The organism is Levilactobacillus sp. HBUAS70063 (assembly GCF_038374745.1).
GTDB lineage: Bacteria > Bacillota > Bacilli > Lactobacillales > Lactobacillaceae > Levilactobacillus.
Genome location: NZ_JBANSM010000002.1, coordinates 12953 through 25894 on the forward strand (window position 1 = coordinate 12953; position 12942 = coordinate 25894).

12 protein-coding genes are annotated in these 12942 nt (G+C 48.9%); 8 read left to right on the forward strand and 4 right to left on the reverse strand.

Annotated features, from left to right (window positions below):
- Nucleotides 1-80: 80 nt before the first annotated feature.
- Nucleotides 81-1421, reverse strand: a complete 1341-nt coding sequence (locus V8I28_RS02965; RefSeq protein WP_341778641.1) for a tyrosine-protein phosphatase — start codon at nucleotides 1419-1421, stop codon at nucleotides 81-83.
- Nucleotides 1422-2252: 831 nt separating this feature from the next.
- On the opposite strand from V8I28_RS02965, the gene V8I28_RS02970 reads away from it, so the two are divergent.
- Together V8I28_RS02970 and V8I28_RS02975 are read left to right on the forward strand one after the other, a co-directional pair.
- A complete protein-coding gene (locus V8I28_RS02970) occupies nucleotides 2253-3599 on the forward strand; it encodes an AAA family ATPase (RefSeq protein WP_341778642.1) in 1347 nt (448 codons plus the stop codon).
- On the forward strand, nucleotides 3592-4146 hold the full coding sequence (locus tag V8I28_RS02975) for a hypothetical protein (protein ID WP_341778643.1): 555 nt from the start codon (nucleotides 3592-3594) through the stop codon (nucleotides 4144-4146). The genes V8I28_RS02970 and V8I28_RS02975 overlap by 8 nt, the downstream gene beginning before the upstream one ends.
- Nucleotides 4147-4325: 179 nt before the next feature.
- On the opposite strand, the gene V8I28_RS02980 is transcribed toward V8I28_RS02975, so the two are convergent.
- Entirely contained in the window at nucleotides 4326-5687 is a 1362-nt protein-coding gene (locus tag V8I28_RS02980) for an S-layer protein (protein WP_341778644.1), read from the reverse strand.
- 488 nt (nucleotides 5688-6175) lie between these two features.
- Here V8I28_RS02980 and V8I28_RS02985 point away from each other — a divergent pair, with 488 nt between their 5' ends.
- From V8I28_RS02985 to V8I28_RS03000, 4 genes are all read left to right on the forward strand, one after another.
- On the forward strand, nucleotides 6176-6730 hold the full coding sequence (locus tag V8I28_RS02985) for an ImmA/IrrE family metallo-endopeptidase (RefSeq protein ID WP_341778645.1): 555 nt from the start codon (nucleotides 6176-6178) through the stop codon (nucleotides 6728-6730).
- Between the two features lie 2 nt (nucleotides 6731-6732).
- A complete protein-coding gene (locus V8I28_RS02990; protein ID WP_341778646.1) occupies nucleotides 6733-7782 on the forward strand; it encodes an FRG domain-containing protein in 1050 nt (349 codons plus the stop codon).
- 202 nt (nucleotides 7783-7984) lie between these two features.
- Nucleotides 7985-8512 carry a hypothetical protein gene (locus V8I28_RS02995; RefSeq protein WP_341778647.1) on the forward strand — a complete coding sequence of 176 codons (528 nt, stop codon included), beginning with the start codon at nucleotides 7985-7987 and terminating at the stop codon, nucleotides 8510-8512.
- Between the two features lie 170 nt (nucleotides 8513-8682).
- Nucleotides 8683-10068, forward strand: coding sequence for a hypothetical protein (locus V8I28_RS03000; RefSeq protein ID WP_341778648.1), 1386 nt, complete (start codon nucleotides 8683-8685; stop codon nucleotides 10066-10068).
- Between the two features lie 72 nt (nucleotides 10069-10140).
- Here V8I28_RS03000 and V8I28_RS03005 read toward each other — a convergent pair whose 3' ends face one another.
- Complete coding sequence (locus V8I28_RS03005) at nucleotides 10141-10752, reverse strand: hypothetical protein (protein WP_341778649.1); 612 nt, start codon at nucleotides 10750-10752, stop codon at nucleotides 10141-10143.
- A gap of 427 nt (nucleotides 10753-11179) precedes the next feature.
- On the opposite strand from V8I28_RS03005, the gene V8I28_RS03010 reads away from it, so the two are divergent.
- The gene (locus tag V8I28_RS03010; RefSeq protein ID WP_341778650.1) at nucleotides 11180-11854 is read left to right on the forward strand and encodes a hypothetical protein; all 675 of its coding nucleotides are present in this window, start codon (nucleotides 11180-11182) and stop codon (nucleotides 11852-11854) included.
- A gap of 235 nt (nucleotides 11855-12089) precedes the next feature.
- On the forward strand, nucleotides 12090-12476 hold the full coding sequence (locus V8I28_RS03015) for a MarR family winged helix-turn-helix transcriptional regulator (RefSeq protein WP_341778651.1): 387 nt from the start codon (nucleotides 12090-12092) through the stop codon (nucleotides 12474-12476).
- 130 nt (nucleotides 12477-12606) lie between these two features.
- Here the strand turns inward: V8I28_RS03015 and V8I28_RS03020 are convergent, their stop codons facing one another.
- Nucleotides 12607-12867 carry a hypothetical protein gene (locus V8I28_RS03020; protein WP_341778652.1) on the reverse strand — a complete coding sequence of 87 codons (261 nt, stop codon included), beginning with the start codon at nucleotides 12865-12867 and terminating at the stop codon, nucleotides 12607-12609.
- Between the last annotated feature and the right edge of the window lie 75 nt (nucleotides 12868-12942).

Consider the following 12942-nt stretch of genomic DNA (forward strand, 5'->3'; position numbering starts at 1 on the left):
TGCAGTCACTCTAGTGTGGTATTTTTTTGTGGCACGACGAAAAGTGACGCTCCCAATAACGGAGCGTCACTCAAGAAAAGCTATTTCACTTTAATCACATGTTGCTTCACGACCCATGCCTGATGGCCGGCGCGGTCCTTAATCTGGTAATGGTAAGTAATCTTGCTCTTGGTCTTCACCTTAGCGAGCTTGACCAATTTCCACTTCTTTACGGACTTCTTCGGCGTCTTGCTCAGTACCTTGTTGAGGTAGACGTCCTTGAAGAGCTTCTTGTTGCCCTTCACCCGGTAGACGAACTTGGTATGGAGCTTCTTCACCGAAACCACCTTAGCCTTGGGCTTCTGATTCGGTTTAGTTGCTTGTGGCTTGTTCGGCTTGCTTGGTTTATTGGGCTTCGTTGGCTTCACCGGCTTGTTCGGTGTTGCCGGTTGTTCGGGCTTAGCTGGTTCCGGCGTCGGGGTGCTTGGCGCTACCGGTGCGGCAGGGTAAGTTGGTGCGGTCGTGCTGGCTCCCGGGTAAGGCGTCTGCTTGCCATCGGTTGAGACCAGATATTTCGCCCGTAGTTGTTCCTGCTGGGCCGGTGAGAATTCCAGCAGTTCCGTGATGTACTTTTCCATAGAGCCGTAGCGTGTGAGAATTTCACGGTAGTATTCCATCAGCCAAGCGCGGTCCACGAAACGGCCGGTCTGGTTGGATTGCAGGTAGTCGTTGATAATGACTTTCCGGTCCACACCGAAAATCGACATGAGCAGGACGGTCGCAATCCCCGTCCGGTCCTTACCAGAGCTACAGTGGTAGAGCGTGGCTTTCGGATTGTTCAGCATCATATTTAAGAATTGATGATAACCCTTTACTGCGTGATAGCCGAATTCCAATTGATAGTTGTAGAATTCGCCATCGCCCTTACCGTTGGTGTCGGCCAGGTTTCCGAGCACGGAAATGCTGGTGAGTTGGGCACCGGGAATGGCTTTATCCGGTTGCTTGGCTTGTTGGCCCGGCGTCCGGAAATCCACAATGGACGTGACGTGGTGGTCTTGGGCTAATTTGTTGGCATCGGCTTCGGTTAACTTACTGAGGTTGTCGGAACGGAGAATCCGGTTCTGGCGAATCTGCCATTTGCCATCGGCCGTCTGATAGCCGCCGATGTCGCGGGTATTCTTGGTCCCTTCGAGTGGAATTAATTTGTCCTTGACGTCGCCGTATGACTGAATCTGATCCGCTATGTATTGGGGATAGTCGGGTGAGTCCGGCTTGGGTTGCTTAGCCGGTGCGGTCGGTGCGGCGGCCACTTGGGTAATGGGTGCCGTCTCCGGTGTATTAGTCGCGGTCGTTGCCGCTAAGGCGCTGGACGCCCCCAGATTGCTTAAGGACAGGGCCACCCAGGCGAGACTTAGGATTTTGACGATCGTTGAACGTTGCATGTGAATCCTCCTGTTAAATTGTTTTTCTTGATTACAAGAACGAAGTATAGCAGGCGGTTATTGCAAAAGTGTATGGTTATTGTATAGAGTTGGTAAATGTGATATACGGTATAAAATAGTTATAGGAGATACATGATTAGTGACGATGTCTATAAATATATTAATAAAACGTCGGTGAGGGTCGGTTGAAACAAGAGCGACAGGATTAGATTTTGAGCAGATGAGCTGTATAGTTTCAGTCGAGGTGGTCTTGTTCAACGGTAGGAAGTAAGCGAAATGAGGATTTCTTAATAGTATAAGAAGAGTGAGGCTAAAGATACCGAAAGCGTCAAGGCCTCAATAAAAGGGGAAATTGTGCTACAAAGGAAGCTGAATCAATTAGAATAGGATGCCTTGATCGATGGCTGAGCGAGGGGTTACCTTTATATGACGCATTAAGGACATATACATCTCCAATAGAAATGATTCTGCATCATCAGTTAATCAGGAAATTGTCAACACTAGACCAGATAGGATTGTGGGATTTTATTAAAATCGGCTTAGGCAGATGAAGACCCAAGACGTCGTACTGCCGAGTTGGCAGTCTCACGTCTTTGTTGTGCCCCATGACAGATTTCGGCTTAAAACGATAGTTCTGGGGAATCGGCGGCAACCATGTTATGCTGAAACAGCATAACCGGAAAAAGTCGTGACCGGCGTTATGAATATGAGTTGAAAGGTTATCGCAATCAGCTTAGTCGCACGGCTGACGGGTGATTAATGGTATACTTGAATCAAAATAAACTGCCTAGTTTTTACAGCAGTCACTAGGGCAAGCGAGGAGTCAGGCACATGAGAATTCAGAATCTCGGACCGATTAAGGACGCGACAGTCACACTTAATAAACTAACCGTCTTCATTGGCAATAACGGTATGGGCAAGACTTTAGCGGCCTATGCGGTCTTTGCCTTTCGCAACTGGTTGGAGACCAGCTTTCAGCCTAATTTATTTACGCTGGATGATTTACATAAGCTGATTGCACAGGGGAATTCTGAGACTCCAACAGTGGCTTATCGGCAAAAATTGGTGCAGAAGACTATTACTGAATTTAATGCGCTAAACACGGAGGGAACCTACTTTCAGTCCTTCTTTAAGGCTGAAGGGCTCTATCGGCCAGGCGTTACCAAGATTGAAATTGCGGCTAGCGATCTTTTGCAGGATACGACCATTTCGGGGACACTTTGGGGCTACACCGATCGCGATAAATTTACCCAGGGCCAGGGTGGTTTTTACCGTTTTCGTGCCGAGCTGGATCGCGCCCAAGGTAAGCTTAGGCTCTCCAACAAAGAAGAAGCCGTGGACGAGGCAACGAGTTCTGTGACCGCCATGTCCCTGGATGCCGTTGCTAAGCAGCTTGATCGGGTCATTGCCAATCTTTTTGTAGGCAACCTGGATCAAAGCGTGTATTTACCAGCAGAAAGAATTGGAATCAATGTTTTTCGGACCCGAATTAACTCGCAACTCATTAACGAGAATTTAGCCAATCCCGCCGAACGGCAGTCATCACCGGAGCGGTATCCTTATCCCATTGAAGCGTACATCCGCTTCTTAAATAGTTCGTTAGGGCTATTGACGCAAGACTATTCGGTTTCCGCGGCGGGTAAACAAGTCCTGTCTAAGTTAATTCCGGGGAAGTTCTCCTACGATGAAGAACAAGATCAGCTTCAGTATCAGTTGGCGGACGGTCAGGCAACTAAGCGCATTAAGTTTAGTCTGGTCTCTTCATCGCTAAAGTCCTTGTTCGGCATTGACCTATTTTTGAGAAGACGACGGATGGGTTATCTCTTGCTGGACGAACCGGAGATGAACTTGCATCCGGAACGGCAGAAGCTCGTCGCTGACCTACTATTTGACATGGCCATACAGTCAACGCCAGTGGTGGTTTCCACGCATAGTGACTATTTCATTAAAGAATTGGTGAATCAGGTTCTTCAGTCGAAAGTTGACGACCCACACCATCGTGGGCGCGCGCAGCAGGTCTCGGTTTACGAATTCACTGCGGCTGGGGTTAAAGAGTTAGGTGACATCTCGGAGCGTGAAGAGTTTGAAAACTTTGATCGCACCACCAATCAGATTAATCAACGCTATTATCAGTTGCTGGATCGACTAGAGGATGATGGAGGTTCGGCGGATGAATGATGCCTATTTCTCGGCGTTCAATCAATTTATTGTTGACGAGGTTTACGTTGCCGGAGACCACGGCCAGATGGTGACGCAGCCGATTCAAGAGGAAAAGTATGCCTTTGATCTGCTGTTTAAGGTGAGTGGCTCTCATGGTGTGGTTTTTCGAATTGAAGACTTCAAAGCGAAGGCCGGCTATCTGGTGGGGACCAAACGAGGCCACGGCATGGACAACGACTGTACGATTATTGATCAGGCCATCTTCCAAGTTGAAATCAAGGAGACGAAGGGGATGGGAAACACCCATACCGCGCGCCAATTTGCGGGCGGTATGAAGTGGCTACGGCATATCCTGAATATGGTCGTTACGGATCAAGACGATCTTCAACAGGCTGCGCAGATGCCGGTTTATAATGTTGTCATCCGACGGGGACGGTCAAGCCTCGATCGGTCGAAGGGGTATCCCGTTCATCCGCGGGGGCGAAACTTCTTGGTGATGGTCGACAAGAATGATCGACGCGTCAATTTGACCAAAGTTAAGGCCCACCTGTTGAGCTCCGAATAGCAACCAAGTGAACAGTTTAGATTTTAATAGACCTCAAAAAGGCGAAAAACTAAATTCTAGTTTTTCGCCTTCGTCATCATTATGTGGTAGAAGCCGCCGATGCGCCGGCTTCAATTAAGTTTGGTAGGTGTTGTCAGTCTCAAGTCGTTTGTGCAATCAAGCCATTTTACTGGTGTTGCTTATTCGGCAGTCATGGTGCTCGTGCCGGCAGTTAAGGCATAGCTTCCAGCCGCGTTGTAGTTCAAGGTTAATGAAGAACTCCCGAACGTGATGCCGGTTGGCAGCGAAGACGTGTTTAACGTGTACTTCGTGTAGAGCTTGTTACCGGCGGAATTCGTGGACTGCGTGGTCCCGTCGGATTCGTAGACCGGCACGTAAATCGTGTTCAATTTAGCCGAGGTCAGGGCGGACGTCAAGCCACTCTGGGAGGCGACCGTGCCGCTTACACCTTGGTAATCCGCGGTGAAGGTAGATTGCGCGGTGGAGACGGACGTGCTCCCATCCGAAGCTAAGGCGTCCGTGGTCGTTAATTTATCGGAAGCCCCGGTCGTGGCGTTCAACGCGTAGGAGTTGGCGATGGTAATCCCGGCGTCGGCATTGGCCGTGACGGGTACCGTGACGCTACTGCCCCAAATCGTGGTGCTAGAGACGTAGGTGTTGGACGAGTTGGCCAAGCTGTACCCGGCAGGTAAGTAGGTCGATGAGGCGATGTCACTGTTAACGCTGGCGGTATCCGTGGTGCCCAGGGCCGAACCGGATTTCGCGTCAGAAGCCGTGATTAACACGCCACTCTTAACGCTCTTGCCGGTCGAGCTGTCCACGTAGTTAACCGTGATCGACTTGGCACTCGTGATGGCACTATTTTCGCCCGTCTGGAGAGCACCCGCGTAGATCCAACCGGTAATCTTGGTATTGTTGTTATCGGTGACGTGGTAGTACAGGGAACCTTCCTTGGTCTTGGTAACCGCGGAATCCACCGTAAAGGAGTCGGAGGCCAAAGCAGACGTACTGTTGATGACCTTGGTGGCCTTATATTGCGTGTATTTCGGCGCGGTCCATAAGGTGTTGGTCTTCCCCGGATTCTTTAAGTAATACGTCTTGGTCGAAGGCGTCGTGGCCGTGGTGGTCGTGTTGGCGGACTGGATGCCACCGGCAAAGGTCCCAGCGGTCTTCCCACCGTAAACGTAGCCGCGGTATTTACCGTCCATAGAGACGACCCGGTAGTAAACGGACCCGCGGTTGGTGATCTTTTGACCGTAGGCGCGGAAGTAACTAGCGGACTTCTTGGAAGCGGCTAATTTCTTCATCGTGGCCTTGGAAGCGACTACCTTGGCGCCTTTAACGGTCCCTGGCTTGGTATATAGCGCGTTGGTACCGTTGACCGCAACGTTTCGTGAAGTGGCATCGGTCTTTAAGGTCGTATAGGCTCCCGCGGTCGCGTAGGATTTGGCGGAAGCGGTTGTGGCAGTGGCGGAAGCGATCCCGGCAAAGCTCAGGGCCGCTAAGCCAACGTAAAGTGATTTCTTTAAGCTTGCTTGCATATCAGTATCTCCCTTACTTTTGAATGGTTAAGTCGTGCTTAACAAGGGTCAGTATAGCAAAGGTTTGGGCCAATTTCGGCCGACTACGGGAGTTTGTGGGGGAACGCGGATCACGAGGTTCGCTAGCGTAGTCAGAAGTCGTGGTGGGGTTAAGTCGTATATAGGCTGACCAAGAACCAGCGGTGTTAGGGCAACGGGGCGTGGTTACTGGTTCAGTGGGTGGACGGTTCAGGTCGCGTGGTGGAAAAATGGTGGGAGACTTTAGTTTTGATTAAGCTAGCGTCCACGCTAGGTAGATTGATTGAGGATGGAGATTAATAAGTGGTTGAAACGATAGTGTTAGGTTGGGAGGGTTCCGCGTGTTATGCTGGAGTAGATTAAAGTCGCTTGCAGTTTTAGGTGAGCGGCGAGGGATGATTAATAATCTAATCGTCGTGTGAATACAGAGCTGGTTGTTAGCCATTTGGGTTAAGACAAGGAGGAAAATCGTGGTATTAAGTGATGTATTTTCTGATGAATTCATTGCCCGTTTGAATAATCTCAATGAAGGTGGCCACGTTTCTCCTAATGAAGAAGTTAAGGGATTCATTGATGTCGAGAAAATTCTTGGGGAATTGGGTTTCCAGGTTCATATAGAACAACTGATGCACGGTAGCGGAAAGATCGAGAATACCAAAATCTATATTGATGGTTCTGAGAATAAACGGCGTCAGCGCTTTTCGATGGCCCACGAACTGGGGCATGCCGTTCAGAATGTGCGTTATGCTAATCGTCAGGATGATCCGAATGACTACGATGCATTTGATCGTCAGGATGAAGTCTTCGCCAATGCCTTTGCCTCGCAGTTTTTAATGCCTAAATTATTAGTTAAGCAAGAGATTCATCAAGTTATTGAGGTGAGTGGTCTTGATAGCCATCATCTGAACTCGGATCAGGTCAGTCAGATCATCAAAAAAGTTGCGAAGAAATTAAAGGTTTCAGAAATGGCATTGAAGTATCGGACTGATAACTTAGGTATTTTTATTCCGGCTGAGGATAAGTGATCATGGAAGATAACTATCAGATCATGCATGAGCAGTACCATGCAGAAAAGGTCTTTGACACAATGAACGTGGATTTTCGGCTGACGCATACAGAGTTTGACGGACACCTCATTTACTTATTGAAGCAGATTGAGATTGGAAATAATCATTATCAAAGCCAATTATTAAGTAATCTCCAGGAAAAGCTAAGACCAATCGTTCAAGGATTAGAAGTCAGCCACCCCTATACTGAGGACCATTCGTCCTGGTCAGTCTTCTATGCGTTTAAAGAAATCATCGATCAAGTTAGTGACCAACTGAAAGCAGAATACAGGACAGTTTATCGTGGGCAGCCAGGTGATTGGGAATTACGACCAACGTTGTTTCGAACGGGGGCGGCAGGGTATACTGATGATTTTCGTCAGAATTACGAGCAGATTTATCGATCAGTTGCGCAGAAGTTTCCAGAAAATGTTCAATACTATACCACCCAAGATTTGGATAAACGGGCGGTAAACCTAGCTGAGCTTCAGCACTATGGTTTAGGAACACCGTTAGTTGATGTCAGTGCGAATCCCTTTATTTCTTTGCTATTTATGGTAGATGGGTATACCGACCAAGGACAAGAACCGCAACTAGATATTTTCTTTGTTCGTAAGGATGGGAAGAATTCACTTTATCAAGAAGTGGTTAAGCAGGAACAAAATCGGCGAATTTCTGCGCAACAAGGCGCTTTTTTGAATTTTGATAAGTTAAATGGAGACCTTTTGACAGGTAAGCATAAGATTCCGCGGGTTTGCTTGCGACTTCAATATATTAAAAATGCATTGAATCCCGATACAATTGAAAATCTGCCCGATGGTGGATTGCCAGTTTCGCCTGATGAGAAAAAGATAAGGGCGAGAGTTTTGGCTACTGCTGTAAATGATATTAAAAGCAAACTGACATCGTATTATTATCGGATAGAAGATTTGTTTCCGGACTTCTACATGTATTTAGGTGTTCTGAAAGCAAGATATGCGGATACCCATCAGTATGAGGTTAAAAAGTGGTACCAGGTGTCAGAACACTAGGATAAACCGGATTTGCCATTCACGGTAAGTCCGGTTTAGCGCTATCTTCGGCGCTATAACTTTATTTGTAAGCCAACATCCACGACTAAACCAGCAAAATTCGGTATAGTAATGAAGACGTTGAAAGAACAGCGGATTTGCAGAATATTATCGAATTTATGTAAGCACCAGACTGTTAGGGTTTGAAAGGGGAGTTGGTTATATGGTTAAAGTGGTTGCACAGGTGAGTCACCCGGATATCACGGGGGCACCGGTAGATTTTAAAGTCATTGAGGTTGAAGAACGGATTACGATTTTTAGCGAACCGATTGCGAATATTCACCGCTACTGGGTTCCCGCCAGCGCGGATGTTGATGATGAAGAAGAGTACCTCGAGCCCGTGGATGATCCGGATTATAATTTCCGCACGGACTTTGCCATTTATCGCCGGAAGTATAACTTTTTACAGCCGGATGAAATCTGTGCGGCGCGGCAACGTTTAGGCTTATCACAGGCCGAGACCGCCGTTGTCTTGGGACTGGACGAAAGTTTATTGGCGGATATTGAGGCGAATATGGCGCTACAACCCTACGAACAGGAACTCAAGTTGCGCTGGTTGCTGTCTCCGATGACCCTCAGCCGCTTGGTGCTCAATCATCAAGCGATTATGCAGGAACGTTGTCGGCAGGCCGAGGTGGACGCTGAAGGGCTATTTGAGAAGCTGACGCATTACGGGGATGTTGTCAGATAACCGAATTTTCAGATGAAAATGGGCACCGACTGAGGAACTATTTGGTCGGTGCCCGTTGTTGTCTCGGCGCAAAGCCTGTTAACCAAATTATCAGTCATTAATTAAATAGTTTGGTATACTAAGAGACGTTAACACATAATTTTTATAATAATCAGAGGAGATCATACATCATGCAATCAAGTTTAGCAAAATCACTGTATCTGGGTTTAGCTGTCTTGAGTCTGGGCGCCGTTACCACGGTTGCGACGACCGCTCAAGCCGCCAGCAAGGCCAAGGTCGTTTCTAGCAAGACCTTAACCAACGATGGGACTAAGCGTAACGTTCAACCAACTGGGAAGAACGCGCTGTACTCTAAGCCCGGTACGGTTAAGGGCGCCAAGAAGGTAGCCTCAACCGCCACCATGAAGAAGCTGGCTTCGTCCAAGAAGTCCGCCGATTACTTCCGGGCCTACTACCAGAAGGTCACGAACAAGGGCTCCGTTTACTACAAGATCGTGTCCATGGACGGTAAATACCGTGGTTACATTTATGGCGGTAAGAAGTCCGGGACCTTTGCCGGCGGGATCAAGAAGGCTTCCACCACGAAATCCGTGGCTAAGCCAGCTAACACGACCGTTTACTTCGCCAAGCCTGGGAAGTCTAACGTGACGTGGAGTGCGCCTAAGTACACGCAATACAAGGCCAGCAAGTCGGTTAAGGACACCACGGCTTACGCCAGCGATGCCTTGACGATTACGTCCGCCGCCAAGAAGACGCGTGAAGGTTCGCTCTACTACTACGTGACCGATGCCGCTAATCCAGCCGTTAACGGGTGGATTTACGCGAAGGCCGTAACGACCACGAAGGCAGCGACTGATACTTTCAACGACAAGACCGATGTGAAGGTTAACTTCAACACGTCCGCCGGTAAGACGGTGGCTACGGCAACCTTGACCGGCTTAACGGATGCTGCTGGCAAGGTATCAACGGCAGCCGGAACCGCAGTCGGGACTAGTGCGACTTCCCAAGCAACCAATGACTGGGGGAAGGCCATCTTGACCGGAACGGGCTACAAGTACTCTCGTTCAGATTCAGTGAACTTGACGGCGCTGGCCAACGCTAAGACCGGAGACACGATTACGTTGAGCGTGGCTCAAAACGCCACCAAGTCGACTAAGATTGACTTCTATGCCACCAGTGGCAATGGCGATCTCTCACAAGCTGCTACGCCGTTGAAGGCTTACACGGCTGGCAAGACGGCCGCTGACGATACGGTGGTCTTTCCCGCAGCCGCTGATTTCGCCGGTGTTGAGGGCTTGAACTTCACGGCCGGTGATGTCACGAGTTACCTCAACGGGGCCAACTTGGGCACGCTGTATACGCCGAACTACACGAAGGATAAGGGAACCACGCAGTACTACACGACTTACAAGTTGTTTAGCACCCTGGGTGGAACTTATGGGTCAACGACCAAGGCCTTCTACGTAGGAACCGAAAGTGAAGGCACTTCGCCTGCAGGCACCACGGCCACTGCCGCAACGACCACTTACTTTGCTAACGCAACGCTGACGAAATAAGCCTTTAAATTGCAACACGAAGGACCGCCCAATTCGGACGGTCCTTTTAATTTACGCGAAATGATGCTCCGACTATCCTCGTAATTGCCGTTCCACGGCCGCCGTCAAATCCGGGGCCTCTAAAAAGGGCTGAAGACTGTCCACCCGTAGCTGTTCCGCCAGCACGGCCACAATCTGGGGGGAGACCGGGATTTGGGCGGCCTCCATCTGCCAGTAGACCATCGGGGAGACGCCGTAGATCAGGCTGGCCGTGTGAATCGGGCAGTAGTCGTCGGCTAAACGCAGGCACCGTAGGATATCGGCGTAGCTGTTCACCGCGTGGGGATCGGTCGGCTTCACCACGCCGTGTTTGGCGGCAAAGGCGGCACTGTCCGGCCAATCCATGGCCTGGTGATGGTTGGCGGCCAACCGCAAGTTGTCGGAGATAGTTAGTTCAAATAACGCCGTGGTGAGGTCCTTAGCCCGCTGCAAAGCGGCCACCTGCTGATAGTTGAGGCCGTAACATTGGAAGATTAGCGCCAATAAGTCCGGGTTGGGGTGCGTGATGTGCCCCTGTTCTAATTCGTGTAAATACCAAGCGGGAATATCCAAGTTTTTCAAAACGTCTTCATAACTGGCACCATCGGCCAAAATCAAGCGGGCCTTGTACAGCACGGCGCCCAACGACTGTCGCTGCATGGTCATCACCCCTCACCTCATCTTTAGCTAGATTATATCGACAGAAACTAATACGGCCATGAAAGCGGCATGAAGACCAGTTAACAAATTTATGAGAAAAATCGAATTTAATCCGTATAAATTAAATTATAGTTCGTGTATCACCCGCAAAACGATGAACCCCAAACACCTTTGATAATGGGTAGCTGTTTATATTTTGTCTGATAAATAATTTTTGAAATTCAATGTTAATTTCTTGCTATCATTCGGTTTTTGTGGGAATCTATAGCTGGGCCACAGGAAAGCCGTGGTAAGTCGTCATAGACCTTAATTTTCTTGAGAAAGGGATTAGTAAATGGTTAATTTATTGACTAGGGGACTCGCGCAGGCAGTCCGATTAGAGATTGAAAACAAAGGCGGTGTTATTGATTTTACCCATCTAAAATCGACAGACGTGATCCGCTACGTTCCGCGAGGAGAAGTCGAAATAGACTGGCAGTCGTTGCTCTTTATCAAGAACAACCGACCGGACGATACGATCGTCCTCACCAGCCGTGATGGCTTCTTTCGAACACCCCTAGCCCCTAAAGAATTGGTCGACATGGCAGTGGCTTCCACGGACAAGACGTGGCACGATTACCACACGAACGTGGCTATCCTGAATCTAAGTGGACCCACGCCGGTTGTCAGCGGTAACCTCCAGCTCTTAGTTACTGAGCAGCCGAAGCGGAAGAATCAGACCAGTTGGGTGGGGGTTCAAGCCATCGAACGGGTGAATGCGGTTTCGGAGAAGAAGGTCCGCGTACAGTTGGAGAACGGGATGGAGATGATATTTCGAGATCGGGCAGCGCGGCTCCGCAAGAAGATAGATGAAGCGCAACGGATTAAATACCGGTTGATGTGTGAGCATGCGGATTTACAGCGCCACTTCGCGCCCAACGAATTCGCGGTGTCAATGTTGACTGATTTTGACGGTCACGAGAGCCGGCTACAACGGCGTGTCCGGCTCGTTTCGGCTTGCTTTACCATGTGCAATCATCCACTAAGTCCAGAACACATCCGTAAAGTTATCCTGAACGTCCAGCAAGGCAATCGTGACGTCTTCGATTTTGATGATGAGCAGTACTAGCCCGAAAAGAGTGGTCTATCAACGTTCTAAAGCATTCCATATTAAGGAAATAATAACGAATTTGGCCAAGATGTGATTTGTTTATAATGTAGTCTGTTATCTGTGGTAGGATGTTTAGGGGAGGTAACTTTTAGGGCTTATGGTTTTACCCGATAAGCTATCACTACGCGATGACTATGTTAAAGACGGACCGACGATACCAGACTGTCGGTGGTCACGAGAGAGGAAGAGTAACATGATGGAAGCCAATAAGTTAGCCGTGGATGTTCAGCGAATTCATCAGTTGAATTCGTTGCTCCGTCCCTTTATTAAGCGGCCAAGCAGCGGGGATGCAATTACGTTCGAACAATATCGAATTTTACACGAACTCGCCATGGAGAAGGTCAGCACCAGTGAATTGGCGCGGCGACTCAACGTGGGTCAATCCATGATTTCAATCCAGATTAGCCGGTTGTTAAATAACGGCTACATTGATGACGAGACTTTGGCGACCGACCGGCGTTATCACGTTTTCGAAATCACGGCCCATGGTCGGCGAATCGAGGAACATGTGAGTGACGTTCTCAACGAGGAGCTGCCGGATCTGATTCAGCAGTTAACCGAGATCGTTAATGCCAATTAATTCGGTTTAAATGAAGAAGGTGCAGGGCAACTTGCATCTTCTTTTGTGCGTCATGGTGAATGCCGGAGGCTCCGTAAATACGTGCGTAAAAAAAGGACCGGAGATCACATCTCAGGTCCTAAGTTTCCCGTTATTCTGCTGCTTCGAGTTCTTCATCGTCCGGTTCAGCCATGGGCTTACCAGCGGCGTCTACTAATTGTAGTTCGCTGAGGCGGATGACCACTAAATCACCGAAGGAGTCGATCTTATCCGTTTCCTTCTTGGCGAGTTGTTCAGGTTCAACTTTCACCAGTGCGGAGTGTTCGTAGATCTTGGTGATGGTGCCGTAGAATGAATTTGAGAAAAGTTCGGTCTTTTCACAAAACACCCGGTTGTCTTCGTGTAATGCCATGAGCAATCGTCCCCCATAAAAGTAATTTATAACAGATTAAAGGTCGCGTGCCCAAATGTCAAGGGAATTTCACAG

What these genes read in the sequence shown, in the direction of transcription:
- V8I28_RS02990 (WP_341778646.1), top strand. Translation starts at nt 6,733, where the DNA reads ATGGAAGATAACTATCAGATCATGCATGAGCAGTACCATGCAGAAAAG.
- V8I28_RS03005 (WP_341778649.1), bottom strand. Translation starts at nt 10,752, where the DNA reads ATGACCATGCAGCGACAGTCGTTGGGCGCCGTGCTGTACAAGGCCCGC.
- V8I28_RS03020 (WP_341778652.1), bottom strand. Translation starts at nt 12,867, where the DNA reads ATGGCATTACACGAAGACAACCGGGTGTTTTGTGAAAAGACCGAACTT.
- V8I28_RS02965 (WP_341778641.1), bottom strand. Translation starts at nt 1,421, where the DNA reads ATGCAACGTTCAACGATCGTCAAAATCCTAAGTCTCGCCTGGGTGGCC.
- V8I28_RS02995 (WP_341778647.1), top strand. Translation starts at nt 7,985, where the DNA reads ATGGTTAAAGTGGTTGCACAGGTGAGTCACCCGGATATCACGGGGGCA.
- V8I28_RS03000 (WP_341778648.1), top strand. Translation starts at nt 8,683, where the DNA reads ATGCAATCAAGTTTAGCAAAATCACTGTATCTGGGTTTAGCTGTCTTG.
- V8I28_RS02970 (WP_341778642.1), top strand. Translation starts at nt 2,253, where the DNA reads ATGAGAATTCAGAATCTCGGACCGATTAAGGACGCGACAGTCACACTT.
- V8I28_RS03015 (WP_341778651.1), top strand. Translation starts at nt 12,090, where the DNA reads ATGATGGAAGCCAATAAGTTAGCCGTGGATGTTCAGCGAATTCATCAG.
- V8I28_RS02975 (WP_341778643.1), top strand. Translation starts at nt 3,592, where the DNA reads ATGAATGATGCCTATTTCTCGGCGTTCAATCAATTTATTGTTGACGAG.
- V8I28_RS02980 (WP_341778644.1), bottom strand. Translation starts at nt 5,687, where the DNA reads ATGCAAGCAAGCTTAAAGAAATCACTTTACGTTGGCTTAGCGGCCCTG.